Here is a 23206-nt window from a genome sequence, read left to right as displayed (position 1 = left end):
CCGGGTGCCTAGTCTGTCGGTCGGTGCTCGACCCGCACCGGGGTGTCCATGCGACGGTCGTGGCCGACGACGCGGGTGGCGCCGGTGAGCTGGACCGGGACCCGGGCAACCTCGTCGGCGGCCGAGGTGCCGACGACGAGCTGGATCTCGCCCGTCTCCACGATCCGGTCCATCGCGGGGTCGGTGTAGGCCGTGCGGTCGGCGTGAACGTCGAAGACGACCTCGGCCGAACCCCCAGTCTCGAGGTGGACCCGGGCGAAGCCGACCAGCTGCCGCACCGGCCTGGCCACCCGTGCGACGGGGTCGTGCAGGTAGAGCTGGACGACCTCGTCGCCGGCCCGGTCGCCGGTGTTCGTCACGACCACACTGAGCTCCACCGCCTCGTCGGTGCCGATCTCCGCGGCGCTGGCGTGCACCTCGTCCAATCGGAAGGAGGTGTACGACGCGCCGTACCCGAAGGGGTAGAGCGGGGTCGAGTCGACCGTGGTGATGCCGGCACTCTCGACGCCGCCCAGGGGCGGCTGCAGGTAGGTGCTGGGCTGTCCGCCGGCCCGGCGGGGGAGCTGCACCGGCAGCTTGCTGCCGGGACACAGCCGTCCGGAGAGTACGCCGGCGATGGCGGGTCCGCCCTCCTCTCCGGGGAAGAACGACTGCACCAGACCGGCGAGGCGTTCGTGCAGCGTGCCCAGCGCGTAGGGACGGCCCGAGACCACGACCAGCACCACGGGCGTCCCGGTGGCGAGCAGCTCCTCGACCAGGTCGGCCTGCACTCCCGGCAGGCGGAGGTCCTCCGCGTCGCAGCCTTCGCCCGAGGACCCGTGGCCGAACAGACCGGCGAGGTCACCGACGAAGGCCACGCAGAGGTCGGCGTCGCGTGCGGCCGCCACCGCTGCCGCGAAGCCGCTGCGGTCCTCGCCCATCACGGCACACCCGGCCGCGTGGACGACCTCCACGTCGTCGAGCTCGGCGCGCAGGGCGTCGAGCGCGGTCGGGACCTCGATGCCCAGGCCGGCCCGTGGGTGGCGCGGGAGCACGTGGGTGGGGAAGGCGTAGCAGCCCATGAACGTCAGGGCGTCGTCGGAGGTCGGACCGACCACCGCGATCTTCTGCGGCAGCGGCCGCGACTCGCTCCGGATCGGCAGGGCGGTGCCGGCCTCGAGCAGGACGACCGAGCGCTCGGCCACCTCGCGGGCCAGCTCACGGTTGTCCGCGGAGTCGAGCTCGACCCCGGCGGCGTTGGCGACCGACGCCTCGGGGGTCCAGCCGGCGTCGAGCAGGCCGAGCTGTGCCTTGGCGAGCAGCGCCCGACGGGCGGCCCGGTCGACGAACGACTCGTCGAGAGCTCCCGACCGGACGAGCTCGACCAATCCGTCGCCGTACCCGAGCGTGTCCGGCAGCTCGACGTCGATCCCTGCCTCGAGGGCCAGTGCGCCGGCCTCGGCCGGGCCGGGCGCGACCCGGTGCATCGAGGCCAGGAACGGGACGGCCCAGTAGTCGGAGACGACCGTGCCCTCGAAGCCCCACTCCTCGCGCAGCACCTCGGTGAGCAGCCAGGGGTTGGCACCGGCCGGGACGCCGTCCACGTCGGAGTAGGAGTTCATCACCGACCCGACACCGCCGATCGCGACGGCCATCTCGAAGGAGGGCAGGATGACGTCGCGCAGCTCACGGGGGCCCATCGACACCGGTCCGTGGTTGCGGGCGGCGCGCGAGGCGGAGTAGCCGGCGAAGTGCTTGAGGGTCGCGATCACGCCGGCCGACTGCAGGCCCTGGACGTAGGCCGTGCCGAGTGATGCCACCAGGTAGGGGTCCTCGCCGATCGTCTCCTCGACCCGGCCCCACCGGTAGTCCCGGACCACGTCGAGCACGGGAGAGAGTCCCTGGTGCACGCCCAGGGCAGCCATGTCACGGCCGATGGTCGCGGCCATCCGGCGGACCAGCTCGGGGTCCCAGGTGGCGCCCCACGCGATGGCGGCCGGGTAGACCGTGGCGCCGTACGCCGTGAAGCCGGTCAGGCACTCCTCGTGCACGAGGGCCGGGATGTCGAACCGGGAGTTCTCGATGACGATGCGCTGCTGGTGGACCAGCTCCTCGGCGCCCTCGGTCACGCTGACCGGTTCACTGCCGTAGACCCGGGTCAGGTGTCCCAGGCCGTGCCGGCTGGCCTCGGCGAGCGGCACCGTCCCGGACGCCGCGAAGACGTCCTGCATCGGCGCCACCTGCAGGTCGCTGCCCTCCACGCCAGGCTCCCCGGCCAGGTTGTTGCCGACCCACCGGCTACCGAGCTGGCCGACCTTCTCCTCCAGGGTCATGGCTCCCAGGAGCAGCTCCACCCGCTCCGGGAGGGGCCGCGTCTCGTCCTGCCACGGCCGGTCGGAACCGGGGTCGAACTCGGTCGCGGGCTGTTCGGTCACGGGTCCTCCTGACGTCGATCGCCGCCCGACAGATACCGAAACAATTTTCGAGATGCCCGAAAGTACGGGGCGACGCAGGGGCACACTACCGCCCCTCCAGCCCCTTGGAAATGGCTGCGCCTGAGCAACTGATCCACGCTCTCGTCACGGAATGAAAACGTTTGCATGTGACGCTTGACACTCTCCGGAGACCGGCCTAGCCTCCCTTCAACTTGACCTTGCCCGGACCGAAACTTGTTTCGACCCGTTGCTCTCGCCGAGTGGTCGCCCACCGATGTGGCGACGCGTCGCACACGACGAGCCGTGGTGGTCGCGGCCGTCGACGTGGAGGTGAATGATGGAACCGATGAACACGTCCCGCCGCAATTTCCTTCAGCTCGTCGGCCTCGGTGTCCCGGTGAGCGTGGCCCTCGCGGCCTGTGGGGGCGAACCAAGCCAGACCGGTGCCGGAGGCGGGTCAGGTGGCGGCAAGGGAGTCGCGTCGTACTGGACTCTCTCGGGCAAGCCCCAGGAGGACATCCGCAAGGACACGATCGCGCGCTTCAACAAGGCCAACCCGAAGTCCAAGATCGACATCACGCTCTTCGCCAACGACGCCTACAAGCAGAAGGTGAAGACCGCGATCGGTGCCGGCAAGGCCCCGACGATGATCTGGGGCTGGGGCGGCGGTGGCCTGAAGAGCTACGTCGACGCCGACCAGGTGGTCGACCTGACCAGCTGGTTCGACGAGAACCCGGACCTGAAGGAGAAGCGGTTCCCGTCCACGCTGGGGGCGGCCACGGTCGACGGCAAGCTGTACGCCGTACCCATCGAGACCGTCACGCCGATCGTCCTGTACTGGAACAAGAAGATCTTCGACCAGGTCGGTGCCGAGCCCCCGCAGTCGTGGGGCGACATCATGGACCTCGTCCCGAAGTTCAACGCCAAGGGGATCGCTCCCTTCTCGCTGGCCGGGCAGTCGCTGTGGACCAACATGATGTGGCTGGAGTTCCTCTTCGACCGCATCGGCGGTCCGGACGTCTTCCAGGCCGTCTTCGACGGCGAGAAGAACGCCTGGAGCAACCCGGCGGCGCTGAAGGCACTCGGCGAGGTGCAGAAGCTCGTCAAGGCCAACGGCTTCCAGAAGGGCTTCCAGTCCACGGTCGCCGACCAGAACGCCGACCAGGCGCTGCTGTTCACCGGCAAGGCCGCGATGATGCTGCACGGCGCGTGGACCTACGGATCGATGAAGGCCGATGGCGGTGACTTCGTCACCGGTGGCAATCTTGGCTACATGAACTTCCCGTCGGTCGACGGAGGCAAGGGCGATCCCTCGGACACCGTGGGCAACCCCGGCCAGTACGTCTCGATCTCGTCGAAGGCCAGCAAGGAGGCGCAGGACGCCGCCAAGAAGCTGCTGACGACGACGATGCTGGACGACACCGAGGTCCAGAAGTGGATCGACAACGGCAACATCGCGGTGGTGAAGAGCGCGGGCGACCTGATCTCCGGTGTCTCCGACGCCAACGACAAGGCGTGGCTGCAGTTCGTCTACGACACCTCGAGCAAGGCCTCGGTCTTCGCCCAGTCGTGGGACCAGGCGCTGCCCCCGTCGCAGGCCACCCCGCTGCTGGACAACATCGGCAAGCTGTTCCAGATGGACATCTCGCCCCAGCAGTTCGCCGACAACATGAACAAGACCATCGGCACATGACGACCGACGCTGCCCCGCTCGCGCCCCCCCGACCAAGTTCTCGGGGTGCGCGGGCGGGGCAGAGCGGGTCGGTGGCCTGGATGGCCTTGCCCGCCCTGGCGATCTTCCTCGGCTTCGCGGTCCTTCCGCTCCTCGGAGTGCTGGCGCTGAGCTTCACCAAGTGGGACGGGCTCGGCGCGATCCACCCGATCGGCATCGGCAACTGGAGCTCGGTGCTCGCCGACCCGAGTCTGTTCCACTCCCTGTGGGTCACCTTCGAGGTGATGCTGTTCTCCTGGCTGGTGCAGACCCCGATCGCCCTGCTGCTGGGCGTCTTCATGGCCGGCCAGCACCGCTACCGAGCCGTGCTCGCGGTCTTCTACTTCGTCCCGCTGCTGCTCAGCGCGGCCGCGATCGCGGTCACCTTCAAGGCGCTGCTGGATCCCAACTTCGGCCTCGGCCCCGGGCTGCACTCCGACCTGCTGACCCAGAACTGGCTGGGCGACCCGGTGCTCGCCATGGGGGTGATCATCTTCATCGTCTCCTGGCAGTTCATCCCGTTCCACGCACTGATCTACCAAGGCGCCGTACGCCAGATCCCGTCGTCGCTCTACGAGGCAGCGGCCCTCGACGGGGCCGGCCGGATGCGCACCTTCTTCAGCATCACCCTGCCCCAGCTGAAGTACACGGTGATCACCTCCTCGACGCTCATGGTCGTCGGGTCGCTGACCTTCTTCGACCTGATCTTCGTGCTGACGGCCGGGGGGCCCGGGGACTCCACGAGGGTCCTCGCCCTGGAGATGTACCGCCGCGGCTTCGGGGCCAACCAGATGGGGCCGGCCAGCGTGCTCGCCGTGATCCTCGTCCTGGTCGGCCTGGTGATCGCCCTCGGCCTCCGCAGGCTGGGCGGCAACGCCGACGAGAGCCAGCTGGAAGGAGTCTGAGATGACCGCCCTCCTCGGCGCCACGACCGACACCCAGCCCCAGCAGGCCACGCCCCCCGCCTCGCATCCCGTGGGGCGTGGGTGGTCCAGGCACAACTGGCTGGCCGGGCTGGCCGGGTGGTTCTGGCTGGCCGTGGTGCTGATCCCGCTCTACTGGATCGTGATCACCAGCTTCAAGGCGCAGAGCGACTACTACCAGCAGAACGCCTTCGCCCCGCCGGGCGACCCGACGCTGGCCAACTACCGCCTGGTGCTCGAGAACGACTTCGTGCGCTACTTCTTCAACAGCGTCCTGGTGGCGGTCGGTACGACGGTCCCGACCGTGATCTTTTCCCTGATGGCGGCCTACGCCATCGTCCGTGGTGCGCACAGCCGGTGGTTGAGACGGGTCCAGGGACTGTTCCTGATGGGCCTCGCGATCCCGCTGCAGGCGGCGATCATCCCGATCTACCTGGTGATCATCAAGCTCGGTCTCTACGACAGCCTGCCCGCCATCGCGATCCCGTCGATCGCCTTCGCCATCCCGCTGGCGGTGCTGGTGCTGAGCAACTTCCTGCGCGACGTCCCTCGTGACCTCTTCGAGTCGATGCGGCTCGACGGGGCGACCGAGTGGACCATGCTCTGGCGACTCGCCTTTCCGTTGACCAGACCGGCGATGGTCACGGTGGCCGTCTACACCGGCGTCACCGTGTGGAACGGCTTCCTGCTGCCCCTGGTGCTCACGCAGAGCCCCACCGAACGGACCATGCCGCTGGCGGTGTGGAGCTTCCAGGGCCAGTTCCAGGTCAACGTCCCGGCAGTGCTGGCCTCGGTCGTGCTCAGCACCGTGCCCATCGTGGTGCTCTACACGATCGGCCGCCGCCAGCTGGTCAGTGGACTCAGCGAGGGCTTCAGCAAGTAGCCAGCGGCGTCGAGGTCAGCCGACTCGTGCCGTCGTACCCCGCACGATGAGCTGGGTCGGCACGATCGTCTCGACCGGCCGGAGCGGTGTCTCGGAGTGCAGCGCGTCGAGCAGCATCCGCGCGCCGAGGCGGCCGAGCTCCGGAGCCGGCTGGGCCATCGTGGTGAGGTCGAAGTACTCCGAGAGCTCGTGGTTGTCGATGCCGATCACCGAGATGTCGCCGGGGACGTCCAGCCCCGCTTCGCGAATGGCCTGGGCCGCGCCGATGGCCATCTCGTCCGAGCCGGCGAAGATGGCCGTGGGCCGGGTGCTCGCGGACAGCAGCAGCCGGCAGGCCGTCAGTCCGCCCAGTGCGGTGAAGTCGCCGGTCACCTCCCAGTCGGGCTCGATCGGCAGGCCTGCTTCCTGCATCGCCATCCGGTAGCCGGCCAGCCGGTCCCCGGGCGCGGAGAAGCCGAGACCGGCGTGCTCCGGGTCGGGCACGCCGCCGAGGTGGGCGATGCGGGTGTGCCCGAGCCCGACCAGGTGGCGGACGGCGGTGGCCGCGGTCTCCACGTCGTCGATGCGCACGCTCGACCAGCCGGGCACGGCCCCGCCGACCACGACGGTGGGTGACCCGGTCCGGTCCAGGGCCTCGACCTCCTCCGGCGTCGGGCGCAGCGCCAGCACCATCACGGCGTCGACCCGCTTGCTGAGCAGATGGGTGGAGAACAGGCGCTTCCGGGCGGCCGGGTCCGCGACGACGCTGTAGAGCAGCAGGTCGTAGCCCTCCTCGCGCAGCAGCTCCTCCGCGCCGTGCACGATCGAGCCGAAGAACCACCGCGTCACATTCGGTACGACGACACCGATCGCCCGGGTCTGGCCACTGGCGAGCGAAGCAGCGTGGGGCGAGGCGACGTACCCCATCCGTCCGGCGACCTCGAGCACCCGCTCCCGGGTGTCGGGGGAGACCCGCGGGAGTCCACGCAACGCTCGCGACACCGTCGCCGTGGAGACGCCGACCTCGCGGGCGACGTCCTTGATCCCGGTCATGGGCAACAACTCTCTCAGGCGGGGGTGACGGCGCACCCTACCGCGCAGATTTCGTTCAGCGCCCCCGTCGACGGACGAGGTCCGCGAACCAGTGGTAGGACCGCTTCGGCGTACGCCGCAGGTCGTCGCGGTCGACGCTGACCAGCCCGAAGGTCTTGGTGTAGCCGTGCGACCACTCGAAGTTGTCCATCAGCGTCCACACCAGCCAGCCGCGTACGTCGGCTCCCGCGTCCCGGGCGGCGTCGATGGCGGCCAGGTGTGACTCGAGGTAGTCGATCCGGTCGGCGTCGTCGATGCTGCCGTCCGGGAGCACCGTCTTGTCGACGTAGGCCGCGCCGTTCTCGGTCACCACCAGGGGCAGGCCGGTGCGGTGATGGGTGTCGACGAGCAGCCGCTCGAGGCTGTCGGCGTCGACCTCCCAGTCCATGTCAGTGCGCGGGTGGCGCGGCGCGAAACGGAAGTCCTCGACCCCGGGGAAGGCAGCGAGGTCGCCGTCTCCTCCGGTGTCGTCGGACACCAACTCTTCCGTGGCCTGCGCCACCCGCGCGGGGGTGTAGTAGTTGACGCCGAGCCAGTCGGCGGAGCCGTGCACGAGGTCGAGGTCACCGGGACGGACCAGCTCGGGGTCTGCGAGGACGGGCGCGACGCGCAGGGTCCCGGCGTCGTACTCCCCGTCGACGAGGGGGCCGAGCCACACCCGGTTGCGGATGGCGTCGACGCCGTCCGCAGCATCGGCGGCCGCCTCTGTCTCGGCCAGCACCGGGGTCAGGTTGAGGACGATGCCGACGCTCTCGGCTCCGCCCTCGTGCATCCGTGCCGCCGCGAGGCCGTGGCCGAGCATCAGGTGGTGAGCGGCACGGTGGGCCTCGCCGCCGACCTGCTTGCCGGGGGCGTGCCGGCCCGATCCGTAGCCGAGGTAGGCCGAGCACCACGGTTCGTTGAGGGTGGCCCAGAGCCGCACCCGGTCGCCGAGCCGGTCGTGCACGGCCACGGCGTAGTCGGCGAACCGCTCCGCGGTGTCGCGCACCAGCCAGCCGCCGAGGTCCTCGAGCGACTGCGGGAGGTCCCAGTGGTAGAGCGTCGCCATCGGCGTGACGCCACGCTCCAGCAGCCCGTCGACCAGTCGCTCGTAGTAGTCGAGTCCGAGCTTGTTCACCTCGGACCCGCCGTCGGGCACGATCCGCGGCCAGGACAGGGAGAACCGGTACCAGCGGACACCGAGCCCGGTGACGAGCTCGATGTCCGGTCCCGGGTCGGGGTAGGACGCGCACGCCACGGACCCGTCGGACCCGTCGTCGACGGCACCGGGACGCTGGGTGAAGGTGTCCCAGATCGACGGCGCCTTGCCGTCGGCGTGCGGAGCCCCCTCGATCTGGTACGACGCGGTGGCGACCCCGAACGCCAGCCGGGAGCCGTCCGGTAGCGCGTGTCTCATGGGCTCATGTAAGCGTTTACACAGGCTGCTGTCAACAGCAGCCGGTCAGCAGACCGGTCACGACGGTGGACGGGCAGGCAGGATGGGTCGCATGGAGCCCCCCACGGACGAGGTCGTGACCTTCACGGCGATGCAGGACGGTACGGCGGAGGACTACCGGCTGCTCGACCGGATCGACGCCGAGCAGCTGCAGTCGTTCCCCGACCGGGTGCTGGGCTGGCTGCTGACCATGGAGGACTCGGCGGGCTACCAGGTCACCCGCCTCGAGCACTCCCTCCAGGCTGCGACCCGGGCGCACCGGGCCGGTGAGGACGAGGAGACCGTGGTCTGCGCACTGCTGCACGACATCGGCGACCATCTCGCGCCGGCCAACCACTCGGAGGTGGCGGCAGCAGTGCTCCGCCCCTACGTCAGCGAGAAGAACTACTGGATGGTCAAGCACCACGGGGTGTTCCAGGGCTACTACTACTTCCACCACGTCGGCCTGGACCGGAACGCACGGGACCGGTGGCGCGACCACCCCTACTACCAGGCCACGGTCGACTTCTGTGCCGACTACGACCAGTGCTCCTTCGACCCGGCGTACGACTCAGAGCTGTTGAGCTTCTTCGAGCCGATGGTGCGCCGGGTCCTGGACGAGCGCCGGCGCGGCTCGTGGGCGTGACCAGCCGCGATCAGTGATGACGTGAACGGCGATCGTGCTTGGACTGGGCCCGGCGACGTTTCCGCTCCTTGCGCTGGGCACTGCCCGAGGGTGTGCGCGACGCACCCGCCGCACCGCGAGGCACGGGCGACTCGGCCATCCGCTTCGTCCGCTGGTTGCGGACGAGCACCGCGACCACGAGCAGGACCGCGATCGCGGCAAAGATCAGGATGTAGAACATCGTGCTCTCCGTTCGCCGTGCGTGAGTTCCACCGGCCAGTATCCACTGCTGCCGCCATCGCGAGGCGCTGAGGAATACTGACCGCATGGTTGCCTCCACCCCCACGGATGGCGGACGGTCCGATGCCCGGCGTCCGCAGAGGGCGCCGGCGATGACCGATGTCGCCCGGTTGGCAGGGGTCTCGCACCAGACCGTCTCCCGGGTGCTCAACGACCACCCGAACGTCCGCGAGACGACTCGACTGCGCGTCCAGGCGGCGATGGCCGAGCTGGCCTACCGGCCCAACCGCGCGGCTCGCGCGCTGGTCACCGGCGCCACCCAGACCATCGGTGTGGTGACCCAGGCGACTCCCTTGTTCGGACCGGCACGGCTCCGCACGGCCCTGGAGCTGGCGGCTTCCGATGCCGGGCTCGACGTCTCCACCGTCAGCGTACGCAGCGTCGACCGGGCATCGGTGGCCGCTGCCGTCGAACGCCACCTCGACCAGCGCGTCGACGGCATCGTCGTGATCGTGCCCGTCCCGTCGGCACAGGCGGCGCTCGACGACCTCGACACCGACGTGCCGGTGGTCGCGATCGACGGTGACCCCTCCCGCATCTCGGGCCTGGTCACGGTCGACCAGGTCGAAGGCGCACGGCTCGCCACCCAGCTGCTGCTCGACGCCGGCCACGACACGGTCTGGCACGTGTCCGGACCCTCGGACTGGTTCGACAGCGCCGGCCGGGTGGAGGGGTGGCGCACCGCGCTCGAGAAGGCTGGACGCGAGGTGCCGCCCGTCATCGCGGCGGACTGGACCTCCGAGTCGGGTTACCGCGCGGGACAGATGCTGGCGAGGATGCCCGAGGTCTCCGCGGTGTTCGCCGCCAACGATCACCTGGCCCTCGGCATCATGAAGGCGCTGCGAGACCTGGGCCACGAGGTGCCCGAGCGGCTCAGCCTCGTCGGGTTCGACGACATCCCCGAGGCGGCGTACCTGACCCCTCCGCTGACCACCATCCGCCCGGACTTCGCCGAGGTCGCCCATCGCGCGGTCGACGCCATCGTCAGCTGGCGTGCCCACGGCGGCGCGGCGCCCCAGGTGCCCGCGGTGCCGCCCACCCTGGTGGTGCGCGAGAGCGTCGGGCCGCCGCGTCGCTGAGCGGCTGATCCGGGCGCTCGATTCCCTTTCGGAGACAGAGCGGGGGTGTTAGCGTTCACAATCATGCGCAAAGGAGACACGCGTGGATCGCGCTGAGAGCGACCCCGCGGAGTACGTCGTGGGGGTCGACTTCGGCACCCTCTCCGGTCGCGCCGTCGTCGTGCGCGTGCATGACGGCGAGGAGCTGGCCGACGCGGTGATCGAGTACCCGCACGGCGTGCTGGACGACGCGCTGCCCGACGGCACGCCGCTCTCGGCGGACTGGGCACTGCAGGTCCCGGAGGACTATCGGGGGGTGCTCCGGGAGGCGGTGCCGACAGCACTCCGCGAAGCCGGCGTGCCGCCGGGCGACGTCGTGGGCATCGCCATCGACTTCACCGCCTGCACCATGGTGCCGACCCTGGCGGACGGCACGCCCCTCAACGAGGTCCCTGGTCTGGAGAGCCGCCCGCACGCCTACACCAAGCTGTGGAAGCACCATGCCGCCCAGCCGCAGGCCGACCGGATCAACCGTGTCGCCGAGGAGCGCGGTGAGTGGTGGCTGCCTCGCTACGGCGGCCTGATCAGCTCGGAGTGGGAGTTCGCGAAGGGACTGGAGATCTTCGAGGAGGACCACGAGGTCTACGACCGGATGGACCGCTTCGTCGAGGCGGCCGACTGGATCGTGTGGCAGCTGTGCGGCAGCTACGTGCGCAACGCCTGCTCGGCCGGCTACAAGGGCCTCCTGCAGGAGGGCCAGTACCCCGCCGCAGACTTCCTCGACGAGCTGGCGGTCGGCTTCGGCGACTTCGTCAAGGACAAGCTCGAGCAGCCGATCGGTCAGCTCGGGGACCGGGCCGGCGCCCTCACCGCCGAAGCAGCAGGGTGGACCGGCCTGCCCGAGGGCATCGCAGTCGCCGTCGGCAACGTCGACGCGCACGTCACGGCACCGGCGGTCCGCGCCGTCGAGCCGGGCCAGATGGTCGCGATCATGGGCACCTCCACCTGCCACGTCATGAACGCCGAGGTGCTGCGCGAGGTCCCGGGCATGTGCGGGGTGGTCGACGGCGGCATCGTCGCGCGGCGCTACGGCTACGAGGCCGGTCAGAGCGGCGTCGGCGACATCTTCGCGTGGTTCGTCCGCACCTGCGTCCCCGAGTCGTACGCCGTCGCGGCTCGCGAAGCGGGAGAGACCCTGCACGAGCACCTGACCCGGCTGGCGGAGAGCCAGGCGGTCGGAGCGCACGGGCTGGTGGCGCTGGACTGGCACTCGGGCAACCGGTCGGTCCTGGTCGATCACCAGCTCTCCGGCCTCGTGGTCGGTCTGACGCTGGCGACTCCGCCCGAGGACATCTACCGGGCCCTGATGGAGGCCACTGCGTTCGGGATGCGCGTCATCGTCGAGACCTTCGACGCCGCCGGCGTCCCGGTCACCGACCTGGTCGTCGCCGGCGGCCTCACCAAGAACCGCTTCCTCATGCAGCTGTACAGCGACGTGCTGCGACGGCCGCTGTCCGTCGCAGGCTCGGCCCAGGCACCCGCGCTCGGGTCGGCCATCCACGCCGCCGTCGCGGCCGGTTGCTACGCCGACGTCCCGGAGGCTGCGGCTGCGATGGGCAGCGTCCACCGGGACGCCTACCTACCTGACGCAGAGCGGGCCACGGCCTACGACGAGCTGTTCGCGATCTACCAGGAGCTGCACGACCACTTCGGTCGGACCACGTCCCTGATGCGCCGGCTGAAGGCACTGCGATGACCGTCTCCGGGGATGTCGCCCGCACGCTGCGTGAGCTGCGCGAGGAGGTCTGTGCACTGCACGCCGAGCTGCCCCGCTACGGACTGGTGGTCTGGACGGCCGGCAACGTCTCGGCGCGGGTGCCCGGTGCGGACCTGCTGGTCATCAAGCCCTCCGGTGTGCCGTACGACGACCTCACGCCGGAGAACATGGTGGTCTGCGACCTCGAGGGGACTGTCGTCGAGGGCGACCACGCCCCGTCGTCGGACACCCAGGCCCAGGCGTACGTCTACCGCAACCGTCCCGCCATCGGGGGCGTCGTGCACACGCACTCGCCCTACGCCACCGCATGGGCCGCCCGCGCCGAGCCCGTTCCCTGCGTGCTGACGATGTGCGCGGACGAGTTCGGTGGGGAGATCCCGGTCGGGCCGCTGGCGGTCATCGGGGACGACTCGATCGGACGCGGCATCGTCGAGACCCTCGACGGCGGCCGCTCGTCGGCGGTGCTGATGCAGAACCACGGGGTCTTCGCGGTCGGCCGCACGGCTCGCGACGCCGTCAAGGCGGCCGTGATGTGCGAGGACGTCGCCCGCACCACCCATCTGGCCCGTCAGCTCGGGGAGCCGACGCCGATCCCCGCGGAGCTGGCAGCGCAGCTGTTCGAGCGCTACCAGAACGTCTACGGGCAACGAGAGGACCGATCATGACTGCCGAGCTGTGGTTCCTCACCGGCAGCCAGGGCCTGTACGGCCAGGAGACGCTCGACCAGGTGGCCGAGCAGTCCCGCGACATCGCCGCCCGGCTCGACGCCAAGGCCGACGTACCGGTCCGGGTGGTGTGGAAGCCGGTGCTGCTCGACGCCGAGGCGATCCATCGCCGGATGCTGGAGGCCGATGCTGCGCCCGAGTGCATCGGCGTCATCGCCTGGATGCACACCTTCTCCCCGGCGAAGATGTGGATCGCTGGACTCAACGCACTGACCAAGCCACTGCTGCACCTGCACACCCAGGCCGGGATGGAGCTCCCCTGGAGCACCATCGACATGGACTTCATGAACCTGAACCAGGCCGCGCACGGCGATCGCGAGTTCGGTTACATCCAGTCCCGCCTCGGCATCCCACGCAAGACGGTCGCCGGTCACGTCGACTCTCCGTCGGTCGCGCGCCGGGTCGGCGAGTGGGCCCGTGCCGCGATGGGCGCGGCCGAGCTCCGCACCCTGCGGCTCGCCCGGTTCGGGGACAACATGCGCGACGTCGCCGTGACCGAGGGCGACAAGGTGCAGGCGCAGGCCACGTTCGGCGTCTCGGTCAACACCTACGCCGTCAACGACCTCGTCGCCGAGGTCGACGCCACCAGTGACGCCGACGTCGACGAGCTGGTGGCGCAGTACGCCGATCTCTACGACGTCGCGGTCGAGCTCCTGCCCGGAGGCGAACGCCACGACTCGCTCCGCTACGGCGCCCGCATCGAGCTGGGGCTGCGCGCGTTCCTGGAGCGGGGTCGTTTCGGTGCGTTCACGACCAACTTCGAGGACCTCGGCGGGCTGCGGCAGCTGCCCGGCCTGGCGGTGCAACGGCTGATGGCGGACGGCTACGGGTTCGGGGGAGAGGGCGACTGGAAGACCGCCGTCCTGCTGCGCACCATGAAGACCATGGCGCTCGGCCTCCCCGGCGGCACCAGCTTCATGGAGGACTACACCTACCACCTCGTCCCAGGTGAGGAGCGGATCCTCGGAGCGCACATGCTCGAGGTCTGCCCGAGCATCACGAACGCCGTACCGACGCTGGAGATCCACCCGCTCTCGATCGGCGCCCGGGAGGACCCCGTCCGGCTCCGGTTCCTCGCCGATGCCGGAGCGGGCTTCGTCGCGGGCATGTCCGACCTGGGCGACCGCTTCCGGATCACGGTCAACGAGATCGAGGTGGTCGAGCCCGACCACGCCCTGCCCCGCCTGCCCGTCGCGTGCGCGGTGTGGAAGCCCCATCCGTCGTTGGCGACCTCCGCCGAGGCCTGGCTGATGGCCGGGGGGCCGCACCACACGGTGCTCACCACGGCCCTGCCGCGGGGGGCGCTGGAGGACCTGGCCACCATCGTCGGCGTCGAGCTCGTCGTCATCGACGGCGACAGCACGATCGCGTCGGTCACGCGCGAGCTGCGCTGGAACGCTGCCTACCACCGACTGGCCGCGCCTCTCTGAAACCGGGGAGAGCGGCGCGCCCGGGATGCGTGTGACGGTTGACACAGCCAGTTGTGAGCGATAACAATCGAACGGTGGCAGAGGGTTCGCCTCGGCCATCCTCCACCGGACACGGGAGTGCGAGATGCGCGCTGGGAACGATTTCGATGCAGCAGGCGAGGGGTCGAAGAGCCGGCCCGCCGACTCAGACCTCGCAGAGCAGGCGCTCGACGAGCTGGAGTGGCGAGACGCCCGCCGCTCCGCCACCGATCGCGGACCGAAGTTCACGATGGCGCGTCGCGCGGCCCTGGCCGGCGGCGGCGCCGGGCTGGCGTCCATGCTGCTGGCTGCCTGCAGCTCGAGCAACGACAAGGCCTCGGCCTCCTCGCCGAGCGGGACGTTCGGGTCCTCGAAGAAGCTGAAGTTCGTCTTCGTCAACCACGTGACGACCAACCCGTTCTTCGTGCCGACCCGCTACGGCGCCCAGGACGCCTGCGACCTGCTCGGCTGCGAGTACCAGTGGACCGGATCGGAGAACAGCAACGTCAACGAGATGGTCAACGCCATGAGCACCGCCATCACGGGCGGCGCCGACGGCATCGCGGTGGCGCTCGTCGACAACAAGGCGTTCAACTCGCCGACCGACTCCGCGATCAAGGCCGGCATCCCGGTGGTGGGCTACAACGCCGACGCCGAGGACAACGGCCGGCTGGCCTACATCGGTCAGGACCTGTTCGCGTCCGGCCAGGAGATGGGCAAGCGCATCGTCGAGCTGGTGGGCGACGGCGACGTCGCGCTGTTCATCGCGACGCCGGGATCGACCAACCTCCAGCCGCGCATCGACGGCGCGCTGTCGGTGCTGAAGGGCCACAGCGGGATCAAGACCAGCACCGTGGCCACCGGCGCTGCGCTGCCGGCCGAGCTGTCCACGATCGACTCCTACGTCACCGGACACAGCGGTGTGAAGGGTCTGTTCGCCGTTGACGCGGGAAGCACCCAGGGCGTGGCGCAGGTGATGCAGAAGCACTCACTGCGCGGCAAGGGCGTGAAGGGTGGGGGCTACGACATCACCCCGACGACGCAGAAGCTGCTCGCTGCCGACCAGATCGACTTCACCATCGACCAGCAGCCCTACCTGCAGGGCTTCCTACCGGTGCTCGAGCTCTACCTGTACGCCGTGTCGAAGACGCTGACGGGCATGGCCGACGTCAACACCGGCCTGAAGTTCCTCGACAAGGACACCGTGAAGCCCTACAACAGCACGAAGTCCCGCTACGAGGGCACGTCGAAGGCCGCCGGCGTCTCGAAGGCCTGACCGTCCGTGACGACGGACGTCGACACTCCCCGCCCAGAGAGACAGACGGGCGGTAGCCGGGCCGGGAGCAGCCTGCGCCGGCTGCTGACCTTGCGCGAAGGCAGCATCGTGGTGGTCACGATCCTCGCGATCGTCTACTTCTCGGTGCTCAACGAGCACTTCATGACCACCGCCAACCTCAAGAACCTGCTGCCGTACTTCGCGCCCTTCGCGATCCTGGCGGTGGGCGAGGTCATGTTGATGGTCGCCGGCGAGATCGACCTGTCGATCGGTTCGGTCTATCTGTTCACGCCGTTCATGTTCTACGAGTTCCACGAGCTAGGGCTGTCGCTCGTCATCTGCCTCGTCGCCTCGCTGCTGTGTGCCGGCGCGGTGGGCATGCTCAACGGCTTCCTCACCGCAGTGGTCGGCATCTCCTCGTTCATCGTCACCCTCGGCACGTTGCTCGGCGTGGGCGGTCTGACCCTGATCATCTCCAACGCAGCACCGGTCGACATGCCCGGCGCCGAGGTCACCTCCAAGACCGTGCAGGTGACCCACGTGGTCAACGGCCACAAGATCACCCTCCCCGAGCAGGTCAACTCGGTCGGCGGCTTCGCCCGGGTCTTCGGCGCCGGCGTCTACTCCGAGCTGTTCTGGGCGCTGCTGGTCGTGGTGGTGATGCACGTGGTGCTCACCCGCAGCCGCTGGGGGATGTACACCATCGCCGTCGGTGGCAACCGTCACGGCGCTGCCGAGGCGGGCATCAAGGTACGCCGGATCATGATCCGCAACTTCATCCTGTGCGCGGTGCTGGCCGGCTTCGTCGGGATCCTGGAGGCGACGCGGGCGAGCACCGTCACGCCGGACACGGCAGGTGCCGCGGAGACGATGTTCAGGGCCGTCTCGGCCGCCGTGATCGGTGGCACGCTGCTCGCGGGCGGGGAGGGCACGGTCATCGGTGCCCTGTTCGGTGCGCTGTTCCTCGGTGTCCTGCGCGACGGCCTGACGCTGGAGGGCGTCAGCGCCGACTACCTCGACTTCATCCTCGGTATCGCGATCCTGCTCGCGATGTGCATCAACGTCTACGTCGGCCGCGTCCGGAAGGGGAGCGGGCATGGCTGAGGACCTCGCGGACGACGTCCTGCGCGTCGAGAACGTCTCCAAGCGGTTCGGTGCCGTGACCGCCCTGCGCGACATCAACCTGCACCTGCGCAAGGGCGAGGTGCTGGGGCTGCTCGGCGACAACGGAGCCGGCAAGTCGACCCTGATGAAGATCATCGCCGGATTCCAGAACGCCGACTCCGGGCGGATCGTGGTCAAGGGCGAGGAGGTGACCTTCCGCGACGTGGACCACGCCCGCTCGCTGGGCATCGACTGCGTCTACCAGGACCTCGCGCTGGTCAACGAGCTCGACGTGGTGCAGAACATGTTCCTCAAGCGCGAGCTGGTCTCCCGCCCGGTGCCACTGCTCGCGCGCCGGAAGATGCGTCGCCTCACCCGCGAGGCACTGGACCAGATCGGCATCAACATCCCGCGACTCGACGTACCGGTGGCGCGACTGTCCGGCGGGCAACGGCAGGCCATTGCCGTGGCCCGCACGGTCACCTCCGAGGCCGACATCATCCTGCTCGACGAGCCCTTGGCCGCCATGGGCGCCAAGGAGGGAGCCATGATCCTCGACCTCGTGCAGAAGCTGCGCGAGGAGGGCAACGTCTCGATCATCATGATCGCCCACAACTACGTGCACGTGCTGCAGTCGTGTGACCGGGTGAACCTGATCCAGGGCGGGCAGATCACCTTCGACAAGCCGACGCCGGAGACCTCGGTGGAGGAGCTGAACGAGATCGTGGTCGAGGAGTACCGCCGGGCCCGCCGTGCGGCCCACGCCGACTGACCCCGGTCCACCGTGAGAGTGTCGGCGCATGACCGAGCCGGGTAGCGCGTCCCCTGATCCGCACGGGGACGGACCGACGCCGGGACCGTTCTCGGCCCTGCTCGGGTTCCGTTACATAAGTGTCGATGCCGACGAGGCGGTCGTGGAGGCCGACCCCGGCCCGGAGCACTGCAACGGCAGCGGCATCGTGCACGGCGGATTCATCGCCTCGCTGCTCGACACCACCACTGGATGGGCCGTGCACGCCCGCGTGTCGGAGGGGATTGCGGCGCCGCACGTGCAGCTGAGTGTCCAGTACGTCCGGGCCGCGGTGCCCGGATCGCCGCTGGTGTGCAGAGCGCGGTGCCTCCACGTGGGCAAGCGGATCGGCTCGACCGAGGCCGAGCTGACGCAGGGCGGGGTCATCGTGGCCAAGGCCTCCGGCACGCACGCCGTGCTCTCGCGCTGATCGTCGGCACGCCCGCCTACGCTGCCGCCATGGTCGAGGTCCATCAGCTCTCCCGGCGCGACGCGCGCCGCATCGCCGTCCAGGCCCAGCTGCTCACACGGCAGCGACCGACCGACCTGGTCGAGACGGTGCGGCAGCTCTCGCTGCTCCAGATCGAGCCCACCAGCGCAGTCGCACCGAGCGCCGAGCTGGTGCTGTGGAGCCGGCTCGGTTCGTCCTTCGACGCCCACGAGCTCTGGGACGCCGTCGACGAGCAACGGCTGATCGAGGTGCACCAGTCGCTGCGCGCACCCGAGGACATCGTGCTCATCCGGGCCGAGATGGACCACTGGCGGAACCGCGAGGAGCTGTCCGGTTGGGAGCGGTCGGTCACGGAGTGGGTGTTCGCCAACAACGACTGCCGGCGCGAGATCCTCGAGCGCCTCCGGGCCGACGGGCCGCTGCCGAGCAGCGAGCTCCCCGACACCTGCGTGGTGCCGTGGAAGTCGTCGGGATGGAACGACAACCGCAACCTGCGGATGATGCTCGACCAGCTCGTCCGGCGGGGCGAGGTGGCGGCGGCAGGCGGGACCGGGCGCGACCGGCTCTGGGACCTCGCCGACCGCATCTACCCCGACGACCCGGTGCCCTCACTCGAGGAGGCCGAGCGGTTGCGCAACGAGCGTCGGCTCCACTCGCTCGGCATCGCCCGGGCCCGCACCACCAAGCTGCCCTTCGAGCCGGTCGACGTGGGGGAGACCGGCGAGCAGGCCGTGGTCGAGGGCGTCCGAGGCACCTGGCAGGTGGATCCTGCCTACCTGGCCCAACCGTTCGCGGGCCGGGCCGCGTTGCTCTCCCCGTTCGACCGGTTGCTGGCCGATCGCAAGCGGATGGCCGAGCTGTTCGACTACGACTACATCCTCGAGATGTACAAGCCGGAGGCCAAGCGGCGATGGGGCTACTACGCCCTGCCGATCCTCTACGGTGACCGGCTCGTCGGGAAGCTCGACGCCAGGGCCGACCGGGCCGCGGGTGTGCTCGAGGTGTCCGCCATCCATCAGGACGAGCCGTTCGGCAAGGCGATGTCAGCCGCGGTGGACCGCGAGATCGAGGACCTGGCTCGCTGGCTCGACGTCGAGGTCGTGCGGCTCGACCAGGGGTAGATTCCGAGGCATGCCGCGAGGAGACGTCACCGACCAGGAGCTCGCCGAGCTGGTCCAGCGCGTGGCCGACTCTGCTTCGGCCTTCATCAGCGGTGACATGACGACGTACGCCGAGCTGGTGCCGCACGGCGACGACTTCACCCTGATGGCGCCGTTCGGCGGTGAGACCAGGCGAGGGTTCGACGGCTCACCCGAGGCGCTCGAGGAGATGTCGCGCTACTTCACGGAGGGAGAGTGCGAGCTCGAGGTCGAGGCGTCGTACACCTCCGGTGACCTGGTCGTGCTGGTCGTGGTCGAGCGACAGCACGGTGTGGTCGGTGGGGTGGGGGACCAGGACTGGTCGTTGCGCGTCACCATGGTCTGGCGCCGGAGCGAACGAGGCTGGGAGCAGGTGCACCGCCACGCGGATCCGCTGGTGCATCCGATCGACCTCGAGCAGGTCTCCGCGCTGGCCGCCGGATCATCTGGCTGACCCCCCGAGAGAGGGTGCCCGCGCTTCTTGCGGGCACCGTTGCCCAGACTACCCGGCTGCGAGGCGCGCGAGGGCCGTCATCGAGATCTCGATCAGGTCCCGTTGGGTGTCGAGCCGGTGACTCTCCTGCTCAGGGATCTCGACGTGCACGTCGATGTCGGTCTCCTCGCCCGCCGGGCGCAGCTCCCAGGTGTAGATCAGGTCAGAGACCAGACAGGAGATCGTCACGCGCCCGGGAGTCGACGTGGCGGCAAGCCGCTGGTCCATGGGGAAGTCGGGATATCCCTCGGGCCACATCGTGTAGACGTCGGACGGACCGTCTTGCACGGTGGCCACGCCGCACCACCACTCGGGGAAGCGCGACGGGTCGTGCAACAGCTTCCAGACCTCCTCGACGGGGGCGGACGCGTGGGCCGTCAGGCTGAACTCGGGCACGGCGTCACCTCGGGGGGACGGTCGGGGCGGGAAGAGTACGGCGCACCTCGTCGATGCGGGCCAGCTCGCGGGCCGGCTCCACCAGCCCGACCACCGGTGGCCGGCCGAGGTCGACGAGATTGGCCAGGTAACCATCGGCCGTCGACGCCTGGGTCGAAGTCTTCGACCCGAGCACCCGGTGCCAGGCCTCGACCGACTCCTCCAGTCGGCGCTCGACCTCCGCCAGGTCGCCCCTGACCAGGCCGATCAAGGCCTGCACGAAGGCGACCCGCGGCACCAGGGACCATGGTTGGTCGGCGCGGCCCACCGGTTCGAGGACCGCTTGACGCAGGGCGGCGGCGGCAGCATCGGCGTCACCCGAGAGGGCCAGTGCCTCGGCCAGCCGCAGCGCTGCCCCGGGTCGGCTCACCGGCGCACGGTGCTCCAGCGCCTGGGCGAGCAGGCCGGCCGCGTCGGCGTATCTCCCGGCGGCGAGAGCCACGAGTCCTGCGTCGTGCGCCGCGGTCGCGGCCAGCTCAGTCGACTCGAGCCGCTCGGCCAGGTGCTGCATCTGCTCGACGGTCTCGGCCGCCTCGTCGTACCGTCCCAGCCTGGCCAGGACGTGCGCGCGGGTCGCCAGGCTGCCCTGCAGGATCGACGGAACCGACTGCGTCGCCGTCACCGCCCGGTCCGCCAGCTCGAGTGCGCCCTCGAGGTCACCGAGCAGGGTGCGGACGCAGGCAGCATGGGTCAGGATCGCGTAGGCCCGGTCGGGGAGTCGGGCCGAGACGGCCTGCGGCGCCGCGGCCAACGCGACCTCCACCGCGTCGGCGAACCGGCCCTGCCGGATCAGTCCCTGCATGCGGGTCTCGACGATGTCGGAGCCGGTGATCGCGTCCGGGGTGCCGTCCAGCAGGCCCTCGGCCGACCGGAGCAGCTCCTCGTAGAGCCGGCCCTCGCCGGCGACCGCATCGCTCCAGGCGAGGCCGAGCAGGCACTCGACCCGCAGGCTCGGGGATGCGTCGTCAGGCAACAGGCTCTCGGCGGTGCCGTAGGCGCGCCTGGCGGCCTCGGGGCGGCAGAGCACGGAGCGGAACTGTCGCCCGCGACGAGACCAGGCGGACGCCAGCTCGTGCTCGGGCAGCAGGGCGAGCGCTCGCTCCCAGGCGGCCTCGGTCTCGGCAGGCCGCCCGACCCAGGCGCAGACCTCCTCCAGGTCGAGCCAGAGCTGCCCGTCGTCGGCGTCGAGCGCCGTGGCACGTGTCAGGAACTCCACGGCGGCCTCCAGCGCACCCATCGCCCGGGCGTCCTTGGCCGCGGCCGCCAGTGCCTGTGCCGCCTCACGCTCCCGGCCCGCCGCCTCGAGATGCCGGGCCACGTCGGCGTGCTGGTCCGGGTCGACCACCGAGACGAGCCGGTCGTGCCAGCGGGCGACGTTGCGGACCTCTGTGTACACCGCCTCGCGGAGCAGGTCGTGCCGGAAGCCGAGTCGGCCGCTGCGTCGTGCGAGCAGACCCTCCGCCGTCGCTGCGTCCTCAGCCGTGTCGATCCCGGCGATGTCGAGGCGCTCGAGCTCGGCCGGGGTGAGCGGCCGGGCGGCCACGGCCAGCGCGTGGACCAGGTCGGTCGCCACCTGTGACAGGCGCCCGGTCGATGCCCTGACCGCCAGGCGCAGGTTGGCCGGCGGACCCGCCTCTCCCGCGGCCACCGCTCGAGCCGACTCGACCGCCAGCAAGGGATTTCCTTCGGACGACGCGACCACCTTCTCGACTGCAGCCTGGTCGAGGTGGTGCAGTGAGGTGGCTATGGCGGCGACGGCTCGGTCGTCGATCGGCGCGAGGCGGAGATGCGTGACGGGCACGCCGCGTCTAGAGAGGTCAGCGAGCATCGCGTCGAGCTCCGGACTGGGTACGCCGTGCCGCTGGGTGAGCACGAGCAACAGGGGCAACCGAGCGATGCGACGACCGATGTGCCCGGTCAGACGCAGGCTGGCCCGGTCGGCGCGGTGGGCGTCGTCGAGGACGAGCATGATCGGGCGGTCGGCGCAGGACCACTCGACGAGCCTCAGCACCGACTCGAAGACCCTCAGTCGTTCCAGCTCGGGTGCGGTCACGGTCGACGGCGAACCCGGGTGTCCAAGAGTCGCCCCGAGCTCGCCGGAGAGCCGGTTCAGCTCGAGGGGCCACGTGGCGGTCGCGGCCACCGGCGCGGCGGTCTCGACGAGTCCGTGGCACAGTTCCAGCCAGGCACCGAACGGCGTCTGCCCGGCGACGTCGACCCCGACCGCGACGCTGCTGCGACCGCCGGTCGCCTCCACGCGGCGGAGGAGCTCGCCGACCAGGCTCGACTTGCCGATGCCGGCCTCGCCCGAGATGAGCACGACCTGCCCGGTCCCGCGGGCCGCCGATCTCCACGTCGACGCGAGGGTCGTCACCTCGTCGGCACGCCCGAACAGGCGCGGCTGCACCGCGCCCCACCGGCCGGCCCGCGCCTCCGCCTGGACGGCCCGGGTCGGGGGAGAGGGACGCACCCCGAGATCGGTGCGAAGACGCTCGCTGAACTCACGGGAGGCCACCACCGCGGTGGCTCGGTCGCCGGCGAGGAGCAGCCTCCGCAGGAGGGCCCGATGTGCTCCTTCGTCGTACGGCGCCTGCCGGCAGACCTGGTGGGAGATCCGGACCGCCGTCGCCACCTCGCCTTCTCGCTCGGCGGACTCGGCCCGCTCCACCAGTCGTCGTACGACGGCCTCCCGGTGCTGCTCGCGGGCCTCGCGGACCCAGTCGTCCTCGAAGCCGGGCAACAGCTCGGCGTCCTCGTCCGCGTCCTCGTCCGCGTCGATCCAGGCGCCGTCCGCGAGCCCGATCCGCGACCGGGTCGACTCCAGCCACGGGGCAGCGGCCCCCCAGGCCCGGTGGACCGACCACACGGCGGTCCGGAGGTTGGCGCGGGCCCGATCAGGCGCTGCGTCTGGCCACAGCTGCGAGGCCGCCACGCTGCGGTCGTGCAGGCCCGGGTTCAGCGCCAGCCAGCCGACCAGGGCGCGGGCCCGCTCGCTCGTCGGCATCGCCACCGCGTCGCCGTCGAGCTCCGCCTCCATCCGGCCGAGGACCCGCAGCCGAAGCATGGAACTCAGCGTAGACCCGGGTCAACGGGCGTTGACGCTGCTTTGACGCAGGGCCGACGGGGGCTGCGGAGCCTGGTGCGACCACCACCGAACGAAGGAGAAGCA

20 protein-coding genes are annotated in these 23206 nt (G+C 70.3%); 14 read left to right on the top strand and 6 right to left on the bottom strand.

The window, feature by feature from the left end; all coding sequences use genetic code 11:
• Positions 1-8: 8 nt before the first annotated feature.
• Positions 9-2414: a glycoside hydrolase family 3 N-terminal domain-containing protein gene (locus H976_RS0118765; RefSeq protein ID WP_027862798.1), complete on the bottom strand. Its 2406-nt coding sequence runs from the start codon at positions 2412-2414 to the stop codon at positions 9-11.
• Positions 2415-2760: 346 nt separating this feature from the next.
• Between H976_RS0118765 and H976_RS0118760 the strand changes: the two genes are divergently transcribed.
• From H976_RS0118760 to H976_RS0118750, 3 genes are read left to right on the top strand one after another with little or no spacing between them, the layout of a single operon-like run.
• Positions 2761-4107, top strand: a complete 1347-nt coding sequence (locus H976_RS0118760) for an extracellular solute-binding protein (RefSeq protein WP_027862797.1) — start codon at positions 2761-2763, stop codon at positions 4105-4107.
• On the top strand, positions 4104-5030 hold the full coding sequence (locus H976_RS0118755; protein WP_027862796.1) for a carbohydrate ABC transporter permease: 927 nt from the start codon (positions 4104-4106) through the stop codon (positions 5028-5030). The genes H976_RS0118760 and H976_RS0118755 overlap by 4 nt, the downstream gene beginning before the upstream one ends.
• A gap of 1 nt (position 5031) precedes the next feature.
• Positions 5032-5931: a carbohydrate ABC transporter permease gene (locus H976_RS0118750; RefSeq protein ID WP_027862795.1), complete on the top strand. Its 900-nt coding sequence runs from the start codon at positions 5032-5034 to the stop codon at positions 5929-5931.
• Positions 5932-5946: 15 nt separating this feature from the next.
• Here the strand turns inward: H976_RS0118750 and H976_RS0118745 are convergent, their stop codons facing one another.
• Both H976_RS0118745 and H976_RS0118740 read right to left on the bottom strand, forming a co-directional pair.
• On the bottom strand, positions 5947-6963 hold the full coding sequence (locus tag H976_RS0118745; protein WP_027862794.1) for a LacI family DNA-binding transcriptional regulator: 1017 nt from the start codon (positions 6961-6963) through the stop codon (positions 5947-5949).
• A 55-nt stretch (positions 6964-7018) separates the two neighbouring features.
• Positions 7019-8398, bottom strand: coding sequence for a GH1 family beta-glucosidase (locus H976_RS0118740; RefSeq protein WP_036227345.1), 1380 nt, complete (start codon positions 8396-8398; stop codon positions 7019-7021).
• A 91-nt stretch (positions 8399-8489) separates the two neighbouring features.
• Between H976_RS0118740 and H976_RS0118735 the strand changes: the two genes are divergently transcribed.
• Complete coding sequence (locus H976_RS0118735; protein ID WP_027862792.1) at positions 8490-9062, top strand: HD domain-containing protein; 573 nt, start codon at positions 8490-8492, stop codon at positions 9060-9062.
• Between the two features lie 10 nt (positions 9063-9072).
• On the opposite strand, the gene H976_RS0118730 is transcribed toward H976_RS0118735, so the two are convergent.
• Positions 9073-9282, bottom strand: coding sequence for a hypothetical protein (locus H976_RS0118730; RefSeq protein ID WP_027862791.1), 210 nt, complete (start codon positions 9280-9282; stop codon positions 9073-9075).
• Positions 9283-9433: 151 nt separating this feature from the next.
• Between H976_RS0118730 and H976_RS0118725 the strand changes: the two genes are divergently transcribed.
• The 10 genes from H976_RS0118725 to H976_RS0118680 all read left to right on the top strand — a co-directional run bounded on the left by H976_RS0118725 (position 9434) and on the right by H976_RS0118680 (position 19563).
• Positions 9434-10420 carry a LacI family DNA-binding transcriptional regulator gene (locus H976_RS0118725; protein WP_027862790.1) on the top strand — a complete coding sequence of 329 codons (987 nt, stop codon included), beginning with the start codon at positions 9434-9436 and terminating at the stop codon, positions 10418-10420.
• An 82-nt stretch (positions 10421-10502) separates the two neighbouring features.
• A complete protein-coding gene (gene araB, locus H976_RS0118720; protein WP_036227342.1) occupies positions 10503-12155 on the top strand; it encodes a ribulokinase in 1653 nt (550 codons plus the stop codon).
• Positions 12152-12841 (top strand): L-ribulose-5-phosphate 4-epimerase, encoded by a 690-nt coding sequence (locus tag H976_RS0118715; protein ID WP_027862788.1) that lies wholly within the window; start codon positions 12152-12154, stop codon positions 12839-12841. The genes araB and H976_RS0118715 overlap by 4 nt, the downstream gene beginning before the upstream one ends.
• A complete protein-coding gene (gene araA, locus H976_RS0118710; RefSeq protein WP_027862787.1) occupies positions 12838-14331 on the top strand; it encodes an L-arabinose isomerase in 1494 nt (497 codons plus the stop codon). The genes H976_RS0118715 and araA overlap by 4 nt, the downstream gene beginning before the upstream one ends.
• A gap of 124 nt (positions 14332-14455) precedes the next feature.
• Complete coding sequence (locus tag H976_RS27260; protein ID WP_196804142.1) at positions 14456-15625, top strand: sugar ABC transporter substrate-binding protein; 1170 nt, start codon at positions 14456-14458, stop codon at positions 15623-15625.
• Between the two features lie 6 nt (positions 15626-15631).
• Entirely contained in the window at positions 15632-16729 is a 1098-nt protein-coding gene (locus H976_RS0118700; protein WP_081683025.1) for an ABC transporter permease, read from the top strand.
• Positions 16722-17501, top strand: coding sequence for an ATP-binding cassette domain-containing protein (locus H976_RS0118695; protein ID WP_027862785.1), 780 nt, complete (start codon positions 16722-16724; stop codon positions 17499-17501). The genes H976_RS0118700 and H976_RS0118695 overlap by 8 nt, the downstream gene beginning before the upstream one ends.
• A gap of 28 nt (positions 17502-17529) precedes the next feature.
• Complete coding sequence (locus H976_RS27255; protein ID WP_081683024.1) at positions 17530-17949, top strand: PaaI family thioesterase; 420 nt, start codon at positions 17530-17532, stop codon at positions 17947-17949.
• 29 nt (positions 17950-17978) lie between these two features.
• Complete coding sequence (locus tag H976_RS0118685) at positions 17979-19091, top strand: DNA glycosylase AlkZ-like family protein (protein WP_027862784.1); 1113 nt, start codon at positions 17979-17981, stop codon at positions 19089-19091.
• A gap of 10 nt (positions 19092-19101) precedes the next feature.
• Entirely contained in the window at positions 19102-19563 is a 462-nt protein-coding gene (locus tag H976_RS0118680) for a DUF4440 domain-containing protein (RefSeq protein ID WP_027862783.1), read from the top strand.
• A gap of 48 nt (positions 19564-19611) precedes the next feature.
• On the opposite strand, the gene H976_RS0118675 is transcribed toward H976_RS0118680, so the two are convergent.
• Together H976_RS0118675 and H976_RS0118670 are read right to left on the bottom strand one after the other, a co-directional pair.
• Entirely contained in the window at positions 19612-19998 is a 387-nt protein-coding gene (locus tag H976_RS0118675; RefSeq protein ID WP_036227339.1) for an SRPBCC domain-containing protein, read from the bottom strand.
• 4 nt (positions 19999-20002) lie between these two features.
• Positions 20003-23101 (bottom strand): AAA family ATPase, encoded by a 3099-nt coding sequence (locus H976_RS0118670; protein WP_027862781.1) that lies wholly within the window; start codon positions 23099-23101, stop codon positions 20003-20005.
• Between the last annotated feature and the right edge of the window lie 105 nt (positions 23102-23206).

The organism is Marmoricola sp. URHB0036, assembly GCF_000426045.1.
In the GTDB taxonomy this organism is placed as follows: domain Bacteria; phylum Actinomycetota; class Actinomycetes; order Propionibacteriales; family Nocardioidaceae; genus Marmoricola.
This window is presented reverse-complemented; position numbering and strand designations above follow the sequence as displayed.